Source organism: Nocardia sp. FDAARGOS_372 (assembly GCF_002554515.1).
GTDB classification, from domain to species: Bacteria; Actinomycetota; Actinomycetes; order Mycobacteriales; family Mycobacteriaceae; genus Nocardia; species Nocardia farcinica.
Genome location: NZ_PDDW01000001.1, coordinates 1284549 through 1307185 on the forward strand (window position 1 = coordinate 1284549; position 22637 = coordinate 1307185).

The window sequence follows — 22637 nt, forward strand, 5'->3', positions numbered from 1 at the left end:
AAGGTCCGATCCGCTCGCTGTCGCCTCCCGTTCTTCCGATACTGGGACGGTGACGGAGAGTGGGTCGGTCTCGCCCGGGGAATCGGGGGCGCGGGACCGGGTGGTCGGCGCCGGCGCGCCACGCGACGTCGGGAGCTTCCGCTTCCGGTTCGCCGATCAGCGGTGGGAATGGTCCGACGAGGTGGCCGCCATGCGCGGTTATCCGCCCGGCTCGGTGGTGCCGACCACCGAGCTGCTGCTGTCACACAAGCATCCCGAGGACCGCGAGCAGGTCGCCGCCACGCTGGCCAGGGCGATCCGGGATGCCGCGCCGTTCTCCAGCAGGCATCGCATCGTCGACACCGCGGGCCGGGTGCGCCACGTGATCGTGGTCGCGGACCGGATGACCGACGCGAGCGGCAGGCCGATCGGTACCGCGGGCTACTACATCGATGTCACCGGAACGCTGGCCGCGCACCGCCGGGAGACCCTGGACGACACCCTGCCCGAGCTGTACGCCGCGCGCGCGGTGATCGAGCAGGCCAAAGGTGTGCTGATGTTCGTCTACGGCATCGGCGCCGAACAGGCGTTCCGGGTGCTGAGCTGGCGATCGCAGGAGACCAACACCAAGTTGCGGGCGCTGGCCGCCCAACTGCTGGCCGACATCGGCGCCGTGCCGGTGCCCGTCGGCGTGCGCAGCCACTTCGATCACCTGCTGCTCACCGCGCACGAGCGGATCGGGAAACGCTGAGGCGGTGTCCGATTCGGGTTTGGTCACCCCCACCACGGGTACGCGCTCCCCGAGCCCGCGACGGTCCGGTGGCCGCTCGTGGCGAACCGGCAGCGTGTGGAGTGAGGTGGTGATGGGTATGGGGGAGCGGATCGGACGGTCCTCGACCGGCACGACGAGCATCGGTATCCGGGTGCCCGCCCGGCCCGACCAGCTGACGATGCTGCGGGCACTCGCCGAAACCGTCGCATTGATCGCGGATTTCGCGATCGACGAGGTGACCGACATCCGCCTGGCCCTCGACGAGGTGGCGACGGCCCTGGTGCTCGACGCGGCGCCGGAATCCATCCTCGAATGCGAGTTCTCCTACGCGGCCGACTGCATGCACGTGCGGGTGCGCGGTGTCGCGCTGTCGGACGCGGTGGTCAGCCAGGCCGGTTTCGGCTGGCACATCGTGCGCACTCTCACCGAATCCATTGCGGCGGTGCAGGAACCGTACGACGGCCGCATCGGCGGGTATCGGACCACGATCGACTTCCGGTGGACCAGGGAGCTGGTCGATGGCAGCTGAGTCCCGGTCGGCGGGCGACAGCTACGACAACATCGAGCCGCTGTTCGAGAAGATCGCGGCGCTCGATCCCGGCGACCCGCGCCGGACCGCGCTGCGCGCCGAGGTGATCGACCGGGCGCTGCCGCTGGCCGAGCACATCGCGCGCCGCTTCTCCGGCCGCGGGGAGTCGTTCGAGGATCTGCTGCAGGTGGCGCGCCTGGGCCTGGTGCAGGCCGCCGACCGCTTCGACGTCGGCCGCGGCTCCTCGTTCCTGGCCTTCGCGGTGCCGACGATCATGGGCGAGGTGCGCAGGCACTTCCGCGACAACACCTGGGCGGTGCGGGTTCCGCGCCGCACCAAGGAGATCCAGGGCAGCATCGGCGCCACCGTCGAGGAGCTCTCGCAGCGGCTGGGGCGGATGCCGCGCGCCCGTGAGATCGCCGCCGAGCTCGGCATCGACGTCGTGGAGGTCACCCAGGCGCTCATCGCGGGCAATGCCTACCAGTCCTCGTCGCTGGATTCGACCGCGGGCGACGACGGCGAGAACACCCCGTTGCCGCTGTCGGAGAGCCTGGGCGCGGAGGAGCCGTCCTTCGAGTTCGTCGACGACTACCTGGCGGTGCGCCCGCTCATCGCCGAACTGCCCGAGCGTGAGCGGCAGGTGCTGGTGATGCGGTTCTTCGAGGGCAAGACCCAGACCCAGATCGCGGATGTGCTCGGTGTCTCGCAGATGCACGTCTCGCGCATCCTGTCCAAGACGCTGCACGCCTTACGCGAGCAGGCGCTGCGCGATTGACGCGCAGCGCCTGCCCGGCCGTCCGCTCGGCCTATTCGGTATCGAGTTCGGTGCGTTCCACCCGGTCGGCGGCGGGATTGTCGTCGTCGGCGGGCGGTTCCGGGTCGCGCCATTCCTCGGCCCGGCTGGACCGGTTGCCCCGCAGGGTGCCCTCCAGTTCGTGGGCCAGCTCCTCGTCGGCGACAGGTCCGTGCTTGGTGTTTCCGCGTTCCATGATGTCCTCCTTCGGGGGTGGGTGGTCAGCGGTGGCGCAGCAGGGCGCCGACGCCGTCGGCGGGGGCCTGCGCGCCGTGTACCGGTGTGATCTCCGCGCCCGAGGCGATCGCCGCGACCGGTAGCGCCTCGTCGGCCCGCCGCTCCCGCGGCTGTTCGGGATGGCGCGGGTCGAGGTGGATGGTCGTCTCGGGTACCGCGTCGGTGTCGATGAGCAGTGTGGCGACGTTGCCTTCGGCCAGCGCGCGGGCGGTTTCGTGCAGGCCCTGCACGGCCAGGCCGTCGGCGCGGCCGAGCGCGGCGCGGAAACTGTCCAGCGCGTCGGCCCGGTGGTGGTCGGCGCACTCGTCGACCACCTCGTGCACGCGGGCGTCCAAGGCGGCCGGGTCGACGCCCGCGGCCCGGCCGCCGGTCTCCACCTCGATCACGCGGTGATGCTGCTTGCCGAGCTCGGCGTGCAGCTTCGCGCGGGATTCGACCTCACCGGCGAGCACGATGACCTCGGCGTGTGCGGCCTCGGCCAGTTCTTCGACGTCGTGGGCGACTTCGCCGAGGTTGCGGCGGGTGGTCTCCTCGACCCGGGTCTGCATCGTGCGGTGCGACCAGCCCCCGCCGGGCACCTTGTGCACCGGATGGTCTTCGCCGCGCACGGTGCGCCTGCGTTCGCCGCCGTTCTCGTCGACGGCGTAGAGGTCGGCGCCCACCTTGTCGACCACCGCGACCACGTGCGGCACCCGATGCGCGCGTGCCTCCAGCAACGGCAGGACATAGGGCAGTTCCGAGACGCGCACGACCTCACGGGCCGGTGGCTGCGGCAACTCCACGTCGACGAGGACCTCGTTCTCGTCGGCGATCAGCAGGTGCCCGGCACGGCCGCGATCGGGCCTGCCGCGCACCGCGGCCTCGGCGAGCACGTCGAGCATGGACTCCGAAGCGCCTGCCGCGCGCAGCTTCTCGGCGATCGAGCGCCACCGCAACGCCAGCTGCCGTGCGGCGTCCTCGGTGTTGTGCGAACTGTCGTAGTACGCCGAGGCGAACGGGCCGGGACGGGTCGCGAGCGCGCGCAGGTCGATCGCGGACATGTCGTCGAGCATGGTGACCTCCTTGCTCACTGCGGGTTCGGCGGTATCGGGTCCGGTCCGGGGCCCGGCGCGGGCGGTGGGGTGGGATCGCGTGGATCGGGTCCGGGGACCGGCGGCATCGGTCTGCCCGGCTCGCCCGGTGGGTGCGGCTCGCCGGGCGGGACGGGGCGGTGGGGTTCCGGCGGGAACGGATGACCCGGCTCGGGGGGCTCTGGCCTGCCGGGCTCGGGCGGGAAGGGATGGCCGGGTTCGGGTTCGGGTGGGAAGGGGACCGGGTCGGGCTCGGGTGGGATCGGGTGACCGGGCACCGGGTCCGGCTCCGGCACCGGCGGGACGGGGTCCGGCGTCGGGTCCGGTGGTGTGCGGTCGTTCATGGCGCCGTCCTCCTCGCTCGCGTTCCGCAGCCGCCTCCGGCCGCCGACCCGCTCGGGCGGTGTCCGATCGGCCCGAGCGGGGCGGCCTTCGTGGTCGCGCTCCGCTGCCGCCGCCGGCCCCCCGGAGCAGGTTGTCGCCTCGCGCCTCGGTTGCCTCGGACGTGTTCCGGCGGTGCGGGCGGATCAGTGGGCGGTTACCCAGCGACCCGGCCGCGAATCACCGGCGGGGCGATCGCGGCCGGGCCGGAAATCACTGCGGATCCGCGTCGGACGAGGCCGGTGCCGCGGGCAGCGCGCCGTTGGGCAGCAGGCCGTTCGGGAGCACGCGCGGCAGCACGATCGAGCCCGCGGTCGCCGCCACCGCGGAGGTGGTCGCGATGGTCCAGCCGAGCGGTCCCAGCGGGGTGCAGCCGAAGTAGTGGCACACGCCCGGTGTCATCACCACACCGCACAGCACCGCGCCACTGACGGCGGTGGTGAGCCACACGCCGGGGCTGCGATGCCCCGAGACGAGCGTCTGCCCCAGCTGGGTGCCGATCAGCGCGACCAGGCCGATGGTGGCGGCGCGGCGCGGGGTGGCGACGAACCGGCCGACCGTCCAGGCGCCTGCGGCACCGGCCGCGGTCGCGAGCCCGCGCACGGCGATGGTGTGCGCCAGCTCGGCGCCCAGATGGGCGGGCGGGATCTCCGACAGCTGTGCCGCGCGCTGGGCGGTGTCCACCCCCGCCGCCGTCTCCCGGTCCTGGGCCAGGGCCAGTGCCAGCGCCGGGAACATGTCGGTGAGCATATTGACCAGCAGGAACTGCCGGGTGCCCAGCGGCGCGTGACCACTCACCGCGGTCCCGTAGAGGGTGAAGGCCACCTCACCCGCGTTGCCGCCCACCAGCACGCCCACCGCGGCACTGATGCGCTGCCACATGCCGCGGCCCTCCACCAGCGCGTGCAGCAGCGCGGTCGGGTCGGCGTCGGTGAGCACCATGTCGGCGGCGTTGCGGGCGGCGGCCGAGCCGTGCGCGGCCAGGCCGATGCCGACGTCGGCGGTGCGGATGGCGGCGGCGTCGTTGCTGCCGTCGCCGGTCATCCCCACCACGTGGCCGGCCTTGCGCAGTGCCGCGACGATGCGCACCTTGTGCTCCGGGCTCACCCGCGCGAACACGGTGCTCCGTTCGATGCGCTCGATCTGGGCGGTCTCGTCGAGCCGGTCGAGGTCGGCGCCGGTGGTCACCTCGCCGACCTCGATGCCGAGTTGCTTCGCCACCGCGGCCGCGGTGACGGGGTGGTCGCCGGTGATCATCCGCACACCGATGCCGTTGTCCTGCAACGACTTCACCAGCGGCAGGGTCTGCGGCCGCGGGGTGTCGGCCAGGCCGAGGAAACCGAGCAGGGTGAGTTCGCCGACCGCGTCCTCCATGTCCTCGGGGCGGTCGGCCAGGTCGCGGCGGGCCACCACGAGCACCCGCAGGCCCTGTTCGGCCAGCTCGGCCACCCGTCGGACGGCCCGCTCGCGCAGTTCCTCGGTGAGTGCATGCTTGGGCTGGTCGCCGGTGCGCACCTTGCTGCACCGGGGCAGCACCACCTCCGGCGCGCCCTTGACGACCAGGCGCAGCCGCCGGGTGGTCTGGCCGATGGCGGCGGCGTAACCGCGGTTGGATTCGAAGGGGATCTCCTCGATCGGATCCCAGCGGTGCGCTTCGTCGCCCAGCACCTCGGCGGCGTCGAGCACCGCGCGGTCGGTGGCGTGCAGCACCGGGCCGTCGGCGGGGTCGGGGCAGGCGCGGGCGGCCGCGCGCAGCAACCGGCGGGCCCGGTCGCTGTCGGTGTCGGGCTCCCACTGCTCGTCCAGGTCGGCCAGTGTGGTCAGCCGCAGCTTGCCCTCGGTGAGGGTGCCCGTCTTGTCGAAGCACAGGGTATCGACGCGGCCCAGCGCCTCGACGGTGCGGCTGGCGCGCACCAGCACACCGAACCGGGACAACCGGCGGGCCGCCGCCAGCTGCGCCACCGTGGCCACCAGCGGCAGACCCTCCGGTACCGCCGCCACCGCGACACCGACACCGTCGGCGATCGCGGTGCGCAGCGGCTGGCGGCGCAGGCCGCCCAGTGCCGTCACGGCGGTGCCGCCGGCGAGGGTGAGCGGAAGCGCGCGGTCGGTGAGCCTGCGCAGCTGCGCCTGCACGCCGCCCTTCTCCGGCGGCATCGCCCCCGCGGCCGCCCGCCCGGCCTGGGTGTCGGCGCCGACGGCGACCACGACCGCGGTGCCCGCGCCGCTGACCACCGTGCTGCCCTCGAAGACCATGCAGGCCCGGTCGCCCAGCGCCGCGCCCGGCGTGGCGGCCAGCTGCTTCTCCACGGTGACCGACTCACCGGTGAGTCCGGATTCATCCAGTTCGAGATCGTCCAGTTCGATCAGCCGGGCGTCGGCGGGCACCACATCGCCCGCGCGCAGCCGGATGAGATCGCCGACCCGCAGCCGGTGGGCCGGGATCACCTGCTCGGCGTCCCCGGAACGGCCGACCAGCCGCGCGGTCAGTTCCTCGTCGGCCATCAGATCCTGCAACGCGTGCTCGGCGCGCTGGCGCTGGCGCGCCGAGACCACCGCGTTCACGGTGAGCACCGAGGACAGCAGGATGGCATCGGAGGGGGAGCCGAGAATCGCGGTGGCCACGGCGCCCACGCCGAGGATCGGCGTCAGCGGGTCGGCCAGTTCCCGCCGCAGCTGCCTGCCGAAGGACACCGCCGGGGCGAGCGGGGCCAGTGCGGCGCCCAGCCTCGACCGCTGCGCCTCGGCGCGCTCGTCGAGACCCGGCGGCTCCGGTAGCCGGGCCAAGACCTCGCCGGGGCCCAGAGCGTGCCAGGGCAGCAGCGGGGCCAGGTCGTCACGCGGCTGCCTGCGCACCGCCTGCCAGCCGCCGACGGCGCCGTTGAGCAGGCCGAGCACGTGGGCGGTGACGATCGGGGAGGTGCGGCCACGCTGCTCGGGGCCGATGGCCAGCAGCAGCGCGGCCAGTGCCGCGCCGGACAGGGCGAGCGCGCGGCCACGTTCGCTGGCCTGCCGGGCCGGGCCGACCGCCGCGAGCACCCGCTGCACCTGGACCAGGTCGCGGCAGACGATGTCGGAACTCCACGGTGGCCGCGGGCAGCCGTGTTCGACCGGGCTCAGCCCGATCGCCACATCCGCCCACGCCAACGCCTTGTAGGCGCGCGGGCTGAGCACCGCGACGACGTGCCCGTCCTCCTGCGCGCGGTGCACCACCGCGCTCATCGACCCCGCCGAGGTGCGGAACTCGTCCGCGAGCGTGCGCAATTCGGCCACGTCGTCGCCGCCGACCAGCACCACCCGCAGCCCGGCGTTGCGGGCCGCGGTGAGCACGGCGTGGGCACGCCGGTCCAGCTCCCGCCCGACCAGCACCCGTCCCACCACGCGGTCGCCGTCACGGAGTTCCCGCCAGGCCGGTCGCAAGGTCGCGCCGCGATCCGGGGAGCCGGTGTCGGGATGCACCAGCCGCAATCCGCCCGCGGCCGCCCCGCCCTTCTCCTGTTCGTGCAGCAGCCGCTGCGCGGCGGTCCAGACGTGCGCGGCCGCGCGGGCCTCGTCGGCGGGGGAGTGCGCGGAATCGGCAGGCGCGGTGTCCTGGCCGGACGTCGCCGCGCCGATGGGAGCGTCGGCGGGATGTTCGTCGGCGGGGATCATCGCGGTGGCGCGCTCGGTGCGGTGCGCGCTGCCGTCGCGGGAGAACGCGGGGTCGGCGCGCCGGGCCGTGCCCGGATCGCGCCAGTGCGGGTCGACGGCTTCGGCATCGAGCACCATGCGGCGGCGGGTGAGCAGCGATTCGCCGTCGACGACCAGGACCGACAGCCGGTCGAACCGGCGCCACGCGCCCGGGTGCAGCGTGAGCACGCCCGCGCGGGCGAGCGTCGTCGATGCCGCCGCCGCATACGCTTCCCTGGTCGCCCTGGCCGCCTTGGGCGCGCCGAGTTCCAGCGCCGAGGCCGCGGGACCGAGCCGCCCGGCGATGCCGAACGCTCCGGCGCCGGCCAGCGCGCCCGCCGCGGTTTCGTCGGCGACCCGCTCGACCGGACCCTTCGGCATCTCCGCCGGGCGTTCGTGTGCGGGCAGCGGCTGATCGACGGCCAAGGCGTCGTGCGAGGTCAACGTGTGTTCCCAGGCGCGCCACTGCTGGTGGCGGGTGATCGCCTCGGTCATCATGATCGACCGCTGCACCGTGTCGACCACCAGGTTCACCACCCCCTCGGCGGCGCCCTCGTTCAGCGCGTTGCCGACGGCGTTGGTGATGCTGAGCAGCAGGTCGGTGCGGGGACGGCCCAGGCGCTCCTCCAGCACCTTGCGCAGGCGCGGCTGGGTGTCGGTGAGGGTGGCCGCGGCGCGCAGCACCCGGGTCGGCGGTTTGCCGGGGATAAGCAGCCCGGCGGCCGCGACGCCGAGCGCGGCCAGATCGCCCGCGACCTGAATCGTGGTGGCCAGCAGCGGTTCCCGGTCGGCGGGAAACTCGGCGCGGCGGCTCCAGTCGCGGTCGGCGACGTCGGTGTCGCGTTCGGTGCGTTCCACCTCGGCCAGCAACGCGGGCAGGTCGGCGGCGCCGTCGGCCAGCGCCGCCACCACGCGGCCGGTCACCGAGTTGATCTCCCACCAGCGCACCGCGCGCAACCGATCGAGGCGCTTGCCCAGCGCCTCGGCGATGTCGGGGGCCCGGTCCCCGTCCAGTCCCCGCACCTCCACGGTCGCCCGCTGCTCGTGCAGGTCGACGCGGCGATGCGTGCGATCCGGCCGCGGGTCGATCAGATCGATCAGGTCGTCGCGCCACCGCACCGTCTCCTCCCGCAGCCGCGCGGTGGTCTCCGGTAACAACGCCTCGGTGCCCGCCGCCGCCCACTGCACACCGGACTCGACCGCGCGCAGCGGAGCGGTGGCCACTTTGCCGCCGGCGTCCAGCGCCAGCCCGGCGCCCGCGCGGGCGACCGTACCCGCCAGCGACATCGGTGTGGTGACCAACGGTCCGAGAAGATCTCTCCGCACAGAAAAGCCCATAACCGGCAGCTACCCCCGGTCAGAGGCCGCAAACCAGGCGCCGATCACGGTGGCAGCGGCCATGTTCGGCGTCCCCGGCACGCCCGTGCGGCCGCCCTGGGAGAGTTGCCGGGCAGCGGCGGCGGGATGTGACCGGTACCATAGCGCCCTTGCGCGGGCGCGCGCCGTGGGGGATGGTTGATCGAGAGCTTTTCGCGCGTCCGTTCGAGCGATCCGCGCCACATTCCAGCAAACCCGCGTTTACCGATCGGTCGGTATGGGTAACCGATAGATCGGCAAGTTTGCCGGAAGTGGACCGCCTCCGAGCCCGCTTCCGCACATCGGCAAGGGATGAGGGTCTTGAGCGCGAACCTGATGATCGTGGACGACGACGACCGGATCCGCCGCGAACTGCGCGAGGCTCTGGAGGACGAAGGCTACGACGTCTCCGAGGCCAACGAGGCCGAGGACGCGCTCACCTACCTGCGCAGCAACGGCGCCCCGGACGTGATGATCGTCGAGCTGATGCTCGGCGACATGGACGGCTTCGAGTGCATCCGCGAGATCCGTCGCGACCACGACGTCCCCATCATCGTCATCAGTTCCCGCGACGACACCCACGACGTGGTGGCCGCGCTCGAGGCCGGCGCCGACGACTTCGTCACCAAGCCCTTCGAGATCAAGGAGATCTCCGCCCGGATGCGGGCCCTGCGCAGGCGGGCCAAGCTGGCCGCCGAGCGTGACGCCCCGCGGGAGGTGGCGCTCGACGCGCACGAGGAAGCCCCGCTGATGCTCGATCGCGAGGGCGGCGCCGTGCGGCGCGGCGACGAGGAGATCAAGCTGACCCTCACCGAATTCCGCCTGCTGTGTGAACTCGCCGACGTCCCCGGCCGGGTGCTCAGTCGTGCGCAGTTGCTCGAAAAAGTCTGGGACGAGAACTTTTTCGGGGACGAGCGGATCGTCGACGTCCACATGCGCCGGTTGCGCACCAAGATCGAACTCGACCCTTCCGACCCGCAGATCGTGGTCACCGTGCGTGGCCTGGGCTACCGCCTCGATCTGCCGAAGTGACCCGCGGCGGGTCCGTTTCCGCACCGGGAACGGACACCGCGCCGGTCCGCAGCGACGCCCGCGTGCGCCGCGATCCCGTGCTGCGCCGAAGCCGGTTCGTGAAACACATTCGTAACACAACCGCAAAGAGATCGACCAATTCACCGCAAAGTTGGTTGGCAAACCTGGACGCGTAGACAGACCGACCTGGGAGTTGTATGTCACTGCAAACGTTGTCCACGCCTACCGCAGAACCCGTCGAGGAACCACGGCCCGTCGAGGCGCCGTGGCAGGTGTCCGACCGCATCGGCACCGCGCTCCTGCGGGCTCCCCAGCTGGGTGATGCCGCGGAGATCTGGCGGATCGCGAAGGATTCGCGCGTCCTCGACACCAACTCGAGCTACGCCTACCTGCTGTGGTGCCGGGATTTCCCGGGAACGACGGTGGTCGCGGAGGTGGACGGCAGGGTCGTCGGCTTCGTGATCGGCTATCTACGGCCCGAGTCTCCCGACACCGTGTTCGTCTGGCAGGTGGCCGTCTCGCCCACCGAGCGCGGCCGCGGCACCGGCACGGCCCTGATCCAGAAGCTGCTCGACCGGGTGGCGCCGCACGGCGTGACCGCGCTGGAGACCACCATCTCCCCGGACAACCCGGCCTCGATCGCGATGTTCGCCGCGGTCGCGCGGCGCCGCGGCGCGCAGCTCACCAAGCAGCCCCTCTTCGACGCCGGCGTGTTCCCCGACGAGCACGCCCCCGAGGACCTCTACCGCATCGCCCCTATTGCACAGGAGATTCGATGATCACCGCTGAAACGAACGTCTTCGAGTCGCTGGAGTCCAATGTGCGCGGCTACTGCCGCAACTGGCCCACGGTGTTCACCACCGCCAAGGGCGCCTGGCTCCAGGACGAGGACGGCAAGGACTACCTGGACTTCTTCGCCGGTGCCGGTGCGCTGAACTACGGCCACAACAACCCGGTGCTCAAGCAGCCGCTGATCGACTACATCGCCTCCGACGGCATCACGCACGGCTTGGACATGTCCACCGCGGCCAAGCGCAAGCTGCTAGAGACGCTGCGCGACACCGTGTTCGCCCCCCGCGGCCTGGACTACAAGGTGCAGTTCCCCGGCCCGACCGGCGCCAACGCCGTGGAGGCGGCGCTGAAGCTGGCGCGCAAGGTCACCGGCCGCGAAACCGTGCTGAGCTTCACCAACGCCTTCCACGGCATGACGCTGGGCGCGCTGTCGGTCACCGGTAACGCCGCCAAGCGCGCCGGTGCGGGCGTGCCGCTGGTGCACGCCGCGCACATGCCCTACGACGGCTACTTCGACAACACCACCGCCGACTTCCAGTGGATGGAGCGGGTGCTCGACGACACCTCCTCCGGTTTCGACCGGCCCGCCGCGGTGATCGTGGAGACCGTGCAGGGCGAGGGCGGCATCAACGTCGCCCGGGTGGAGTGGCTGCAGCACCTGGCGCAGCTGTGCGCGGAGCGGGAGATCCTGCTCATCGTCGACGACGTGCAGATGGGGTGCGGGCGCACCGGCCCGTTCTTCTCCTTCGAGGTCGCGGGCATCACCCCCGACATCGTGACGCTGTCGAAGTCCATCGGCGGCTACGGCCTGCCGCTGGCGCTGGTGCTGTTCAAGCCCGAACTCGACCAGTGGGCTCCGGGCGAGCACAACGGCACCTTCCGCGGCAACAACCCCGCCTTCGTCACCGCGCAGGTGGCGCTGGAGACGTTCTGGTCCGACGGCGCGCTGGAGGCCGCGACCAAGGCCAAGGGCGAGAAGGTCGCCACCGAGCTGGCCACCGTCGCCGGGCACTTCCCCGGCCTGTCCACCCGCGGTCGCGGGCTGGTGCACGGCATCGCCTTCGAGGATCCCTCGCAGGCGGGCAAGGTCTGCCAGGTCGCCTTCGAGCGCGGGCTGCTGGTGGAGACCTCGGGCTCCAGCGACGAGGTCGTCAAGCTGCTGCCGCCGCTGACCATCACCGACGACGAGCTGGATCAGGGCCTGCAGATCCTGACCGGCGCCATCGACACCGTCTGCACCGGCTGGGGCCGCCTGCACCACCGCGCCCCGGCCGAGGGAGGAGAGCGCCGATGATCGTGCGCACCACCGACGAGATCACCGGCACCGAGCGGGACGTGGCGGGCCCGGGCTGGCGCAGCAAGCGCATCGTGCTCGGCGGCGACGGGGTCGGCTTCTCCTTCCACGAGACCACCATCGACGCCGGGACCACCCACGAGTTCCACTACGTCCACCACATCGAGGCGGTGTGGTTGGTCGAGGGCGAGGGCACGCTGACCGATCTGGACAACGATCAGGTCTACGACCTGCGCCCCGGCACCATGTACCTGCTGAACGGCCACGAGAAGCACCGGGTGCAGGCGCGCACCACCATGCGGATGATGTGCGTGTTCAACCCGCCCGTGACCGGGCAGGAGGTCCACGACGAGAACGGGGTGTATCCGCTGGTAGCGGTTCCCGCCAGCTGAGAGGAGCGACGAGAAGTGTTGCAGCAGGCCATCGATCGCGATCCCGTCGACCGCATCGATCGGTATCCGACCCGCACCGCCGAGCCGGCACCGCACATCGAGCGGCTGGACCCGACGGTGTGGGGTGAGGTCCACAGCGAACAGCTGTCGACCTTCGACCGCGACGGTTTCTCGATCATGGAGAATCTGCTGAGCCCGGAGGAGGTGTCGGAGTTCCGCGCCGAGGTCGAGCGGCTGGCGGCCGACAAGTCCCTGCTCGACGACGAGCGGGTGATCCGGGAGAAGACCTCGAACCGGGTGCGCTCGGTGTTCGAGGTGCACAAGCTCAGCGCCGCGGTGGCCGATCTGGTGCGCCAGACCCGCATCGTCGGGCTGGCCAGGCAGGTGCTCGGCTCCGATGTCTACCTGCACCAGACCCGGATCAACTACATGCCGGGCTTCCGCGGCACTGGGTTCTACTGGCACTCGGACTTCGAGACCTGGCACGCCGAGGACGGTATGCCCGCCCCGCGCGCGGTGAGCCTGTCGATCGCCCTGACCGACAACTACCCGTTCAACGGCAGCCTGATGGTGATGCCCGGCTCGCACCGCACCTTCGTGCCGTGCGTGGGCGCCACCCCGGCCGACCACTACCGGGAGTCGTTGCGCGAGCAGGAGATCGGGGTGCCCAGCACCGAGGACATCACCGTGCTCGCCCAGCGCTACGGCATCACGCAGTTCACCGGCCGGGCGGGTTCGGCCCTGCTGTTCGATTCGAACATCATGCACGGCTCGGCGAACAACATCACCCCGTTCCCGCGCTCGAACATCTTCCTGGTGTTCAACAGCGTGGAGAACACGCTGGTGGAGCCGTTCGCCGCCCCGGCGCCGCGGCCCACCTACATCGGCAGCCGCGACTTCACCCCGCTGTAGGCCGCGGATCACACCCGCCCGGCGCGCCGGACGACCGTCAGAGTCGTCCGGCGCGCCGGCGTCTCAGCGTTGTCCGACCACCCGGGCCAGCGCGGTGAGATCCCGCTCGGACATCCGGAACAGCCAGTACACCCCGACGAAGGCCAGCGCGCTGCCGACGCCGAGTACCCGCAGCGGCACGATCACCGCGGGCAGATCGGCGGGTGGGATGAAGGTCGCGCCCGCGACACCCAGCAGCGGGACGGCGGCGGCGACGGCGAGGAACGCGGTGCCGCGGCGGTCGAGCCGGTCCAATTCGGCCGCGTCGGCCGGACCGAGCCCGCCGTGCGGCACGAACATCGGATACAGGCACCGCACCGAATAGAAGCTCACCAGGAAGTACGGATAGGCCATCGCGATCCCGCCGCAGACGATCTGTGTCGCGAAGAAGTGCAGGTAGGACTGCGCGGGCAGGCTGCTGCCGGAGACCTGCACGGTCAACGGCACCACGATCCCGGCCAGCGCCCACAGCACGAAACAGGTGAGCACGTTGCGCTGCGCCAGCCGCAGCGTGTCGCTGCGCGCCTTCGCCAGCGTCGCGGCGTCGTAGTGCCGGCCGTGCCGCAGCCCACGCGAGACCGACCACAGGTGCGCGATGAGCACGTTGGTGGCGACCACGCCCAGCAGGAAGCACAACCCGTAGGTGGTGAGAGCGACCTGATCGAAGCGCTGCTGGGTCTGCGCGTCGAGCTTGTCGATGATGAGGGTGCGGTTGTGCTGGTAGCTGTAGAGGATGGCCAGCGCGTTGGGAATCGCGATGGCGCAGGCCATGATCGGATGCAGCCACGCCCTGGCCCGCACCCGCGCGCTCCGCGGCGGCGGGTCGACCAGATCGCGGGCGCGCGCATCCAGGCACACGTCGAACTGCTGGGCCATGTCCGCGCCGGTGGGCCAGCGGCGATCGGGGTCGGGGTCGAGCGCGCGGGCCAGGGTGCGACGCAGCGCGGCGGGGCAGTCCGGCGGCAGATCGGCGTACGGCAGCGCGCCGGGACCGCGGCGGCGGCGCTCGAGCATCCCGTCGAGGGTGGTGCGGTCGCCGCCGGTCACGTGGTCGTCGCCGAAGGGCTTGTGGCCGGTGAGCAGTTCCCACAGCATCACCGCGAGCGCGTACAGGTCGCTGCGCACGTCCAGATCGGCGGCGGTGCCGGGCAGATCCGGGTGCACGGCGGCGAGCTGCTCGGGCGACATGTAGGCCAGCGAGCCGCCGAAGTAGGCGACCGGGCTGGCGCCGGTGACGGTGCTGCCGAAGCTGATGTTGAAGTCGGCCAGCTGCGGCTCGCCCTCGGCGGTGAGGAGTACGTTGGCCGGTTTGATGTCGCGGTGCAGCACACCGCACCGGTCGGCGTAGTCCAGGGCGTCGGCCAGCCGCCTGCCCAGCCAGGCGATGGTCTCCGGCCAGGTGAGACCGGCCAGTTCGGCGCGGGTGGCCGATTCGCCGGGCCGGATCTCGCCCTTGCCGGTGAGCACGTCGTCGATGACGTCGAGCAGTAGCGCCCCGCCGCGCGCCCTGGCCTGCGCGGGGTGCGCGCGCAGCCGTTCCAGCACCGAGAACAGCGTGCCGCCGGGCACGTACTGCATGTACAGCAGCCGCAACCCGCTCGACGGCAGCACCCGTTGGTCGAAGACCCGCACGATGTGGCGATGGTCTAGCTGGGCGAGGGTCTGCGGCTCGGTGCTCTTGTCGCGGGAGATCTTCACCGCCACCAGCCGCTGCATCGACCGCTGCCTGGCCAGGAACACCCGCGCGAACGCACCGCGGCCCAGGCTGGTCATCAGGTCGAAATCATCGACGCTGGTGCCCGGTTCGAGCTCGTCGAGCCCGGCCGGTTCCACCGGGCCCGCGAGCAGGGTGCTGTGGTAGTCGTCGGTGGTGAGCAGTTCGGAGAGCACCTGCGCCTGCGCCGGATAGGTGGCGGTGTACTCGGCGACGTCGACCGGTTGCCCGGCCTGCCTGCGCAGGTGGAATTCCTCGTAGATCAGGTCCGGCGGCAGCGGCCAGGTGCGCAGCTCGGGTAGCTCGGCGACGTACTGGGCGAGCCGTTTGGGCTCGACGTGGTGGCGCCAGCGCTGCGCCAGGTCCACCTTGATCAACTCGATCAGCGAGACCCGGCGCAGCGCGGGGGAGTCGGGCAGGAACGCGGTCAGGTCCGGCGGGGTGCGGGCGTCCCGCCAGGCTTCGGCGAAGCGGGTCACCACGTCGGCCACCGGCGACCCGCGGCCCGCCGACTGCGGCGGGCTCGCTGCGGCCGTCGCGCGGGAGACCCGCGCTGCGGGGTGCGCCATCTGCGCATCGTAACGCCGCGGCGACGCACCGCACCGGTCATCGGCCCGTCGCGGCGCCGGGTCGCAGTGCCCGATACAGCGCGAACCATCGCTCCGGGGCCACGAGACCCACCGGGGTGCCGGCCGGAATGCCCGCGGCCGCACACGCCGCCCGCACCCGGCGTGGCGGGAAGGCGGTGGCGAGTGTGGCGGCCAGGGAACCACCGACCCCGGTGAACCCGAGTTCCACCAGGCGGCGATAGTCGCGCGCCGCGGCCCCGGCGAGCAGCGGGTCCGGGCGGCGGCGCAGGTGCAGTAGCGCGCCGTCGACGCGCGGCACCGGGCGGAAGTGCCGCCGGTCGATGCGCGCGCCCAGGTGCATGGTCGTCGTCGGCCAGTGCGTCACCGTGAGCTTGCTCCACCGGCCGTAGTCGCCGGTGTGCTTGCGGGCGAATTCGCGCTGGGTCAGCAGGGTCGCCGAGGTGAGCTGCCGCGCCGCCAGACACCAGCGCACGATGTCGGTGGTGCTCCCGAACGGCACGTTCGCGACCACGCCGAAGGGCTCGTCGGGCAGCGGGGCGTCCCGGAAATCCTTGTGATAGCAGTTGATTCGCGGGTCGTGGGCGTAGCGGGCCTGCAGCCGCGCGGCGTAACGGGCATCGATCTCGTAGGCCAGCACCCGGCCGGCGACACCGAGCAGTTGCGCGGTGAGCATGCCGTCACCGGGGCCGATCTCGAGTACGAGATCCCCGGCGCCGACACCGGCGGACCGGACGATGCGCCGCGCGATGTCCGCGTCGGCGAGAAAGTTCTGGGAGAAGCGTTTGCGCGCGCCGGCCTGGGCGGCGCGCGACGAGGCGCGGGACATGGCTGTCCTCCGAACGGAGTGGGGAATCAGGAAAGGTGATTCGCCCGGACCCGTACCGGAGCACCACGAAACACCCGCTCGGGGCGGGTGCGATCAGCGGTAGCGGACCCCGATCAGCGCTGTCGGGGAGACGCAGCGGTGCGCGGCAGAGCCCGGGCCCGCCGGCGAAGCCGGATGAAGTACGCGCCCACCGCGCACGCTCCGTTCACTGCTGCACACATGCGCGACACCGTAGCGAGGCACGCGCCGCGGACGCCACCGAATTTCCACGGTCGGCGGACAGTTGTCGACGCGAGTACCGCTCAGGAGTACAGCGTCTGTCCCGCGCGGGCGGCGTACTCGGCCGCGCGGGCCCGCCATTGCCGCGCCTCGGCGTGATCACCGCGGCGGTCGAGTAGTTCGGCCAGCAGCGACATGGCCCGGAACTCGCCGTACTCGGCGGCCCGCCGCCACCACCGTTCGGCGCCCCCGTGGTCGCCGCGGCGGAACAGCAGTACCGCGAGGTCGTAGGCGGCCCCGGCATGGCCGGCCTCGGCGGCCTGAGCCCACAGGCCGCACGCTTCGGCCTCCTCGCCACGGTCGTACATCGCGGTGCCCAGTTCGTAGAGGGCGTTGCGGTAGCCGTGGCCGGGGCCGGTCGCCGGCGGCTCGGCACCCGCCGCCGACGCCATGCGCACGTAGTGCATTGTCATGGTGGCGTTTTCGTCGACCGCCGGGAGGCTCGGGTCGGTGTCGACGGTGGACAGGTCGTCGTGCGCCGGCGGTGGCGCGGCCGGGGGCGGATCGGTGGCGACGGCTTGGGCGCCGGGACGGGTCTCCTCCTTGCCGCCTCCGATCTCGTCGCCGCCTCCGATCTCGTCGCCGCCTCTGATCTCGGTGCCGCCCCCGGTCTCTTCGGCACCTCCGGTCTCTTCGGCGGCTCGGATCTCCTCGGCGGCAGGGGCGTCGGCGTCGGCGTCGGGGTCCCGGCCCGCGTCGCCGGTGCGCTTGGCGGGCACCGTCGCGACGCCGACGACGAGATTGGCGAAATTGGGTGGCCCCTCACCGAGACTGCACCACAGTGCGACGATGTCGTTGGGGATGTCCTCGACCAGCATGCCGTAGTTGCCCGTCCAACAGCGGTGCGCGCCGGTCTGATCGACCCAGACCGGGGTCAGCGTGAACAGCGGCGCGGCGCCGGTGGGCACCAGTTCGACGGTGACCCCGCGGGCGAGCGCGTCGCTCCAGATATCCACCCCGGTCAGCCGGTGGCCGTCGAGTTCGATATAGGCGTCCTGCACCGCCAGTCCGAGTCCGTGCCCGCGCAGCCCGGCGGGTGGCGCCTGGGAGAGCAGGCTCATGAACAACAGCGTCGGTTCCTGCGGTAGTCGGTCGCTGTACATCGGGTAGACCATGCTGCCATTCCAGAGGATCGGCTCGGCCCCGGTGTAGCGCGCGGCCAGCGGTTGGTCGGTCGGCGAATTGCGCTGATGCCATTGCGAATACGGCTCGTTCATCTGCTGGCCTTCCGCTTCCCGCCCGATGCTGCTGACCGCCTCCCGCGCGGGCGCGGCGGCTCGAGCGTACTCGTCGCACGAGAACGCGTCGCGACGATCCGGTGCCATCCGCCCGCGAATCTACCAAGCACTTGCTACGCTCGCGCGATGATCCCCACGCTCGTCTGGGGCACCGGCAACGTCGGCCGCGCGTCGATCCGTGCCGTCGACGCCCATCCCGACCTCGAACTCGCCGCGGTGCTCGTGCGTGACCCGGCCAAATCCGGCCGAGACGCGGGGCAGCTGGCCGGACTGGACCGCACCCTCGGCGTCACCGCCACCGACGACGTGGACGCCGCGCTGGCGGCCCGGCCGCGCGCCGTCGTCTACGCCGCCTCCGGCGATCTACGCCCCGACGACGCGCTCGCCGACGTGCTGCGGCTGCTGCGCGCGGGCGCCGTCGTCGTGACCCCCTCGCTCTACGCCCTGTACGACCCGGTCGGGGCCCCCGCCGAGATCCGCGACCCGGTGCTGGCCGCGATCGAGGAGGGCGGCGGCGCGCTGTTCGTGTCCGGGGTGGACCCGGGCTGGGGCAACGACGTGCTGCCCCTGCTGGTCAGCGGTCTGGCCGGCACCGTCGAGACCGTGCGCTGCCAGGAGATCTTCGACTACACCACCTACGACCAGCCGGACTCGGTGCGCTACCTGGTCGGCATGGGCCAGCCCATGGACTACGCGCCGCCCATGCTCGCCGCCGGCGTGCCGACCATGGTGTGGGGTGGGCAGGTCCGGCTGCTGGCCCGTGCGCTCGGCGTCGAACTGGACGACCTGCGCGAGACGCTCGAGCGCCGCCCCCTCGAACACACCGTGCGGACCGAGCTGATGGGGGAGTTCGCGGCGGGCACCCAGGGCGCGGTGCGGTTCGAGGTGCAGGGCATCGTCGACGGCGAGCCACGCCTGGTGATCGAACACGTCACCCGCATCCACCCGGACTGCGCGCCGGACTGGCCGAGTCCGCCCGACGGCGGCGCGGGCGCCCACCGGGTGATCGTGACCGGCGTGCCCCGCATCGAAGTGACCGTGGCCGCCGACGACGAGCACGGGAATCGCTCGGCGGGCGGCAACGCCACCGCGGCGGGCCGCCTGGTCAACGCCATCGACTGGCTGGTCGAGGCGGGCCCCGGCCTCTACGACGCGCTGACGGTGCCCCTGCGTCCGGCGCTGGGCAAACTCGGACGGACGCCGGGCGAACAGGGAAGGAAACAGTGATGATTGTCGATGTCCCCGCGGGCAAGGACCCCATCGGCTACGTGTGGGGGGAGATGGTGCCCGGGATCGGCCCGGCCGCCGCGGCCCTGGCGCTGGCCGTCTACGAACACAGCACGCTGGGGCTGCGCGAATTCGAGGCCGCCCGGCTGCGTATCGCCCAGATCAACGGGTGCCTGTTCTGCCAGGACTGGCGCACCGAACGCGACGGCGCGAAGGTGGAACCGGAATTCGCCGAAGCGGTCACGAATTGGCGCACCACCGAGGCGTTCGACGAGCGCACCCGGCTGGCCGCCGAATACGCCGACCGCTACGCCACCGACCATCACGGCATCGACGAGGAGTTCTGGGCGCGGATGGCCGCCCACTACAGCCAGGCCGAGATCGTGGAATTGAGCATGTGCCTCGGCTCGTGGCTCGCCTTCGGCAGGCTCAACCGGGTGCTCGGGCTCGACACGGCCTGCGTGCTGCCCGGCCATTCCTGACCGGCTCTCATTTCGATTCGCGCAGCCAGTCCACCCGTTCCAGGGTGGACCAATCGTCGCCCGCCCATTCCCAGATGAGCCGGGCCACCAGCGCCGGATCGGACAGGGTGGTCGCGAAATAGTGGTCGGGCCGCCCGCTGTGGTGCACCTCGAGGGTGTAGTCGACCGCGGAATTGCGGTACGTCTGGATGAAGGTCTGGTCGTCGTGCGGTTTGCCCGCGATGAGGAACGGCGTGGCGGCCAGGGTGTCCAGGTTCGGGATCCAGCCGTGGATCTGACGCTCGGTCATCGAGGAGAACCGCTGTTCACCGCCGATGTCGACCTCGACCACCCGGTGCTCCGGCGCGCGGCTGACGGTATAGGAACGGGCGTCGTAGAGCTCGTAGTCGAAGCCCGTGATCAGGTCTTCCAGCAGCTGCCGCACCGGCGCGGCAGCGTTGTCGAGCGCGCCGGGCACCCGCGGACCGCCGCGGTCGGCGGCGGTGACCCGCACCGCGTAGCCCGCCGCCTCGATGCGAACACCGGCGTGCGGGCGCGACCCCGAGACCGCGGAATTCCACGCCCGCAATCCGGCGACGACCACCAGGCGCAGGTCGTCGTCGAGGGGCCTGCCGGCCTGCGACCGGAGATAGTCCGGAATTTCACCGGGCGTCCGGACCGCGCCGACCGGCACGACCACATACTCGAAACTCACCGTGACAAGGTAACTTCCGAATCGCGTGCGCGGGAGGTTCCCGCCGGGGGAAATCCGGTCCGGAAAATGCCTGCCCGGCGGTCGTTCGGAATTGCCCGGCGTTCGCGCCGGGTTCCGGCCCGGCGCGCGGATTCAGCGCGGTGAAGGTTGTGCACCGGAGGCCATGTCACCGGGGTGGTTAGCTGCGGGTGCGGTGGGTGCGACCGTCGTGGCCGTCGGCAGTGTTTCCGGCGATCCGGGGGAGCGGACCGGCAGCAGACCCGCCACCGCCACGCACACGCCGAGCGCGGCCAACGCCAGCCCACCATCGATCATCCGCCGCCCGGCCGTGCCGCGTGGGCCGGGCGGGCGAGTGGCATACCAGGTGCCCGCGAACACGAACGCCAGCACCGCCGCGACCAGCAGGCACACCCCCACACCGGCCAGCACCTCACGCACCGCGCCGCCCACCCCGAACTCCCTCCCGCGCCACGCCGGTCCGCGGCCCGCACCACGCGGACCCGGGAGCGGACCAGGCCCCGGCGCCGGCGAAACTAACCCACCGGCACGGTTGTCCGCAACAGCGCCGGTCCCCGGTCGCGCGACCACGTAGCGTGGCGATCATGAGCGAACGTCTGGTCGTCATCGGGGCCGACGCGACCGGCATGGCGGCGGCCTCCCAGGCGCGGCGCATGCTCGGGCCGCGCGAATTGGAGATCGTGGTGTTCGAGCGGGGCGGGTTCACCTCGTACTCGGCCTGCGGCATCCCGTACTGGGTCGGCGGGGTCGTCACCGAGCGCGACGCGCTGATCGCGCGCACCGCCGAGGAACACCGTGCCCGCGACATCGATCTGCGCATGCGCACCGAGGCGATCGAGCTCGACGTCACCGGGCGGCGCGTGCGCACGCGCGACCTCGACAGCGGCGTCGAATCATGGACCGAGTACGACAAACTCGTCCTCGCCACCGGTGCGCGACCACTGCGTCCCGCCCTGCCCGGCATCGACGCCGCCGGCGTGCACGGCGTGCAGACCCTCGACGACGGCCAAGCCCTCATCGACACCCTCGACCGCACCGAGGGCAGGCGCGCGGTGGTCGTCGGGGCGGGCTACATCGGCGTGGAGATGGCCGAGGCGCTGATCCAGCGCGGCTTCCGGGTCACCGTGCTCAACCGCAGCGCCGAACCCATGTCCACCCTCGACCCCGACATGGGCGCGCTGGTGCGCAAGGCGATGGACGGCATGGGCATCGAGGTCGTGGGCGGCGCGGAGGTGACCGGAGTGCGCACCGACGCGCACGGCCGCGTCCGCGCGGTGGCCACCGCCGACGAGGAGTACCCGGCCGACGTGGTGGTGCTCGGCCTCGGCGTACGCCCGGAGACCACGCTGGCCAGGGCGGCGGGCCTGCCGCTCGGTGAGCACGACGGGCTGCTCACCGACCTGTCCATGCGGGTGCGCGGGCACACCGACATCTGGGCGGGCGGCGACTGTGTGGAAGTGCTCGACCTGGTCTCGGGGCGGGAACGCCACGTCGCCCTCGGCACCCACGCCAACAAGCACGGCCAGGTCATCGGCCAGGTGATCGGCGGCGGCTACGCCACCTTCCCCGGCGTGGTCGGCACCGCCGTCAGCAAGGTCTGCGATCTGGAGGTGGCGCGAACCGGCCTGCGCGAGAAGGAAGCCCACGCCGCGGGCCTCCAGTTCGTGACCGTCACCATCGAGTCGACCAGCCGCTCCGGGTACTACCCCGAGGCGGCGCCGATGACGGTGAAGATGCTCGCCGAGCGCCGCACCGGGCGGCTGCTCGGAGTGCAGATCGTGGGCCGGGAAGGGGCGGGCAAGCGGGTCGACATCGCCGCGGTGGCGTTGACCGCGCGGATGACCGTCGAGCAGATGACCGCCCTCGACCTCGGCTACGCCCCGCCGTTCTCCCCGGTCTGGGATCCGGTGCTGGTCGCCGCGCGCAAGGCGAGCCTGGCCGTCCAGCAGCGCGGCTGAGGCGCCACCACCGGGGCGTTTCGCGCGCCGTACCGCGGGTACCGCGACCCTCGAACGGACCCATCGACGATCGGGAGGTGAGCCGGATGGCGGTATGCGACACCTGCGGCAACGACTACGACAAGGCGTTCACGGTCACCCGGGACGGGCACACGGCCACGTTCGACAGCATCGAATGCGCCGCCGCCGCGATCGCGCCGGTGTGCGCGCACTGCAGCTGCCGGATCCTCGGCCACGGCGTGGAGGCGGGCGAGCAGATCTTCTGCTGCGCGCACTGCGCCCACAAAGCCGGGCACCCACAACTGGTCGACCACGCCTGAGGGGGACGACCGCCTCCGGCCGCTGACCGCTCACGCTGTGTCGG

At 72.1% G+C, this 22637-nt stretch carries 19 protein-coding genes and 1 pseudogene; 12 read left to right on the forward strand and 8 right to left on the reverse strand.

Going from position 1 to position 22637, the window contains the following annotated elements:
• Window positions 1-49: 49 nt before the first annotated feature.
• The 3 genes from CRM89_RS06500 to CRM89_RS06510 all read left to right on the forward strand — a co-directional run bounded on the left by CRM89_RS06500 (window position 50) and on the right by CRM89_RS06510 (window position 2055).
• Window positions 50-730, forward strand: coding sequence for a PAS and ANTAR domain-containing protein (locus CRM89_RS06500; RefSeq protein ID WP_098083482.1), 681 nt, complete (start codon window positions 50-52; stop codon window positions 728-730).
• 118 nt (window positions 731-848) lie between these two features.
• Window positions 849-1280, forward strand: coding sequence for an anti-sigma factor (locus CRM89_RS06505; RefSeq protein ID WP_060591341.1), 432 nt, complete (start codon window positions 849-851; stop codon window positions 1278-1280).
• Window positions 1270-2055 (forward strand): RNA polymerase sigma factor SigF, encoded by a 786-nt coding sequence (locus CRM89_RS06510; protein WP_060591339.1) that lies wholly within the window; start codon window positions 1270-1272, stop codon window positions 2053-2055. The genes CRM89_RS06505 and CRM89_RS06510 overlap by 11 nt, the downstream gene beginning before the upstream one ends.
• Window positions 2056-2086: 31 nt before the next feature.
• On the opposite strand, the gene CRM89_RS06515 is transcribed toward CRM89_RS06510, so the two are convergent.
• The 3 genes from CRM89_RS06515 to CRM89_RS06525 all read right to left on the reverse strand — a co-directional run bounded on the left by CRM89_RS06515 (window position 2087) and on the right by CRM89_RS06525 (window position 8732).
• Window positions 2087-2269: a hypothetical protein gene (locus tag CRM89_RS06515; protein ID WP_060591336.1), complete on the reverse strand. Its 183-nt coding sequence runs from the start codon at window positions 2267-2269 to the stop codon at window positions 2087-2089.
• A 25-nt stretch (window positions 2270-2294) separates the two neighbouring features.
• Window positions 2295-3362, reverse strand: a complete 1068-nt coding sequence (locus CRM89_RS30820) for a Vms1/Ankzf1 family peptidyl-tRNA hydrolase (RefSeq protein ID WP_127516078.1) — start codon at window positions 3360-3362, stop codon at window positions 2295-2297.
• 612 nt (window positions 3363-3974) lie between these two features.
• The gene (locus CRM89_RS06525; protein ID WP_172964451.1) at window positions 3975-8732 is read right to left on the reverse strand and encodes a cation-translocating P-type ATPase; all 4758 of its coding nucleotides are present in this window, start codon (window positions 8730-8732) and stop codon (window positions 3975-3977) included.
• A gap of 375 nt (window positions 8733-9107) precedes the next feature.
• Here CRM89_RS06525 and CRM89_RS06530 point away from each other — a divergent pair, with 375 nt between their 5' ends.
• The 5 genes from CRM89_RS06530 to thpD all read left to right on the forward strand — a co-directional run bounded on the left by CRM89_RS06530 (window position 9108) and on the right by thpD (window position 13208).
• On the forward strand, window positions 9108-9818 hold the full coding sequence (locus tag CRM89_RS06530; protein WP_041560984.1) for a response regulator transcription factor: 711 nt from the start codon (window positions 9108-9110) through the stop codon (window positions 9816-9818).
• A gap of 197 nt (window positions 9819-10015) precedes the next feature.
• Entirely contained in the window at window positions 10016-10597 is a 582-nt protein-coding gene (ectA, locus tag CRM89_RS06535; protein WP_170916111.1) for a diaminobutyrate acetyltransferase, read from the forward strand.
• On the forward strand, window positions 10594-11904 hold the full coding sequence (gene ectB, locus CRM89_RS06540) for a diaminobutyrate--2-oxoglutarate transaminase (protein WP_011209249.1): 1311 nt from the start codon (window positions 10594-10596) through the stop codon (window positions 11902-11904). The genes ectA and ectB overlap by 4 nt, the downstream gene beginning before the upstream one ends.
• Window positions 11901-12296, forward strand: a complete 396-nt coding sequence (locus tag CRM89_RS06545; RefSeq protein ID WP_011209250.1) for an ectoine synthase — start codon at window positions 11901-11903, stop codon at window positions 12294-12296. Before ectB ends, CRM89_RS06545 begins: the two co-directional genes overlap by 4 nt.
• A gap of 15 nt (window positions 12297-12311) precedes the next feature.
• On the forward strand, window positions 12312-13208 hold the full coding sequence (gene thpD, locus CRM89_RS06550) for an ectoine hydroxylase (RefSeq protein ID WP_172964452.1): 897 nt from the start codon (window positions 12312-12314) through the stop codon (window positions 13206-13208).
• 63 nt (window positions 13209-13271) lie between these two features.
• Here thpD and CRM89_RS06555 read toward each other — a convergent pair whose 3' ends face one another.
• The 3 genes and pseudogenes from CRM89_RS06555 to CRM89_RS06565 form a co-directional block, all read right to left on the reverse strand.
• The gene (locus CRM89_RS06555; RefSeq protein ID WP_098083484.1) at window positions 13272-15530 is read right to left on the reverse strand and encodes a serine/threonine-protein kinase; all 2259 of its coding nucleotides are present in this window, start codon (window positions 15528-15530) and stop codon (window positions 13272-13274) included.
• 37 nt (window positions 15531-15567) lie between these two features.
• Window positions 15568-16354 (reverse strand): annotated as a pseudogene (gene erm / locus CRM89_RS06560) (23S ribosomal RNA methyltransferase Erm); the annotation flags it as partial.
• A gap of 325 nt (window positions 16355-16679) precedes the next feature.
• On the reverse strand, window positions 16680-17981 hold the full coding sequence (locus tag CRM89_RS06565; protein WP_098083486.1) for a tetratricopeptide repeat protein: 1302 nt from the start codon (window positions 17979-17981) through the stop codon (window positions 16680-16682).
• 39 nt (window positions 17982-18020) lie between these two features.
• Here CRM89_RS06565 and CRM89_RS06570 point away from each other — a divergent pair, with 39 nt between their 5' ends.
• Window positions 18021-19121, forward strand: coding sequence for a dihydrodipicolinate reductase (locus CRM89_RS06570; RefSeq protein ID WP_060591314.1), 1101 nt, complete (start codon window positions 18021-18023; stop codon window positions 19119-19121).
• Complete coding sequence (locus CRM89_RS06575) at window positions 19121-19603, forward strand: carboxymuconolactone decarboxylase family protein (protein ID WP_011209256.1); 483 nt, start codon at window positions 19121-19123, stop codon at window positions 19601-19603. The genes CRM89_RS06570 and CRM89_RS06575 overlap by 1 nt, the downstream gene beginning before the upstream one ends.
• Before the next feature lie 7 nt (window positions 19604-19610).
• Here CRM89_RS06575 and CRM89_RS06580 read toward each other — a convergent pair whose 3' ends face one another.
• A complete protein-coding gene (locus CRM89_RS06580; RefSeq protein ID WP_011209257.1) occupies window positions 19611-20297 on the reverse strand; it encodes a hypothetical protein in 687 nt (228 codons plus the stop codon).
• A gap of 132 nt (window positions 20298-20429) precedes the next feature.
• On the reverse strand, window positions 20430-20747 hold the full coding sequence (locus CRM89_RS06585) for a hypothetical protein (protein ID WP_041560127.1): 318 nt from the start codon (window positions 20745-20747) through the stop codon (window positions 20430-20432).
• A 152-nt stretch (window positions 20748-20899) separates the two neighbouring features.
• Here CRM89_RS06585 and CRM89_RS06590 point away from each other — a divergent pair, with 152 nt between their 5' ends.
• Window positions 20900-22273: an FAD-dependent oxidoreductase gene (locus CRM89_RS06590; protein ID WP_060593330.1), complete on the forward strand. Its 1374-nt coding sequence runs from the start codon at window positions 20900-20902 to the stop codon at window positions 22271-22273.
• An 86-nt stretch (window positions 22274-22359) separates the two neighbouring features.
• Window positions 22360-22593: a hypothetical protein gene (locus CRM89_RS06595; protein ID WP_041560128.1), complete on the forward strand. Its 234-nt coding sequence runs from the start codon at window positions 22360-22362 to the stop codon at window positions 22591-22593.
• The last annotated feature ends 44 nt before the right edge of the window (window positions 22594-22637 follow it).

Bases quoted from the DNA above. Each gene is read 5' to 3' on its own strand.
- CRM89_RS06505 (WP_060591341.1), top strand. From the start codon at position 849: ATGGGGGAGCGGATCGGACGGTCCTCGACCGGCACGACGAGCATCGGT.
- CRM89_RS06510 (WP_060591339.1), top strand. From the start codon at position 1,270: ATGGCAGCTGAGTCCCGGTCGGCGGGCGACAGCTACGACAACATCGAG.
- CRM89_RS06515 (WP_060591336.1), bottom strand. From the start codon at position 2,269: ATGGAACGCGGAAACACCAAGCACGGACCTGTCGCCGACGAGGAGCTG.
- CRM89_RS30820 (WP_127516078.1), bottom strand. From the start codon at position 3,362: ATGCTCGACGACATGTCCGCGATCGACCTGCGCGCGCTCGCGACCCGT.
- ectA (WP_170916111.1), top strand. From the start codon at position 10,016: ATGTCACTGCAAACGTTGTCCACGCCTACCGCAGAACCCGTCGAGGAA.
- ectB (WP_011209249.1), top strand. From the start codon at position 10,594: ATGATCACCGCTGAAACGAACGTCTTCGAGTCGCTGGAGTCCAATGTG.
- CRM89_RS06545 (WP_011209250.1), top strand. From the start codon at position 11,901: ATGATCGTGCGCACCACCGACGAGATCACCGGCACCGAGCGGGACGTG.
- CRM89_RS06555 (WP_098083484.1), bottom strand. From the start codon at position 15,530: ATGGCGCACCCCGCAGCGCGGGTCTCCCGCGCGACGGCCGCAGCGAGC.
- CRM89_RS06565 (WP_098083486.1), bottom strand. From the start codon at position 17,981: ATGGCACCGGATCGTCGCGACGCGTTCTCGTGCGACGAGTACGCTCGA.
- CRM89_RS06570 (WP_060591314.1), top strand. From the start codon at position 18,021: ATGATCCCCACGCTCGTCTGGGGCACCGGCAACGTCGGCCGCGCGTCG.
- CRM89_RS06575 (WP_011209256.1), top strand. From the start codon at position 19,121: ATGATTGTCGATGTCCCCGCGGGCAAGGACCCCATCGGCTACGTGTGG.
- CRM89_RS06590 (WP_060593330.1), top strand. From the start codon at position 20,900: ATGAGCGAACGTCTGGTCGTCATCGGGGCCGACGCGACCGGCATGGCG.
- CRM89_RS06595 (WP_041560128.1), top strand. From the start codon at position 22,360: ATGGCGGTATGCGACACCTGCGGCAACGACTACGACAAGGCGTTCACG.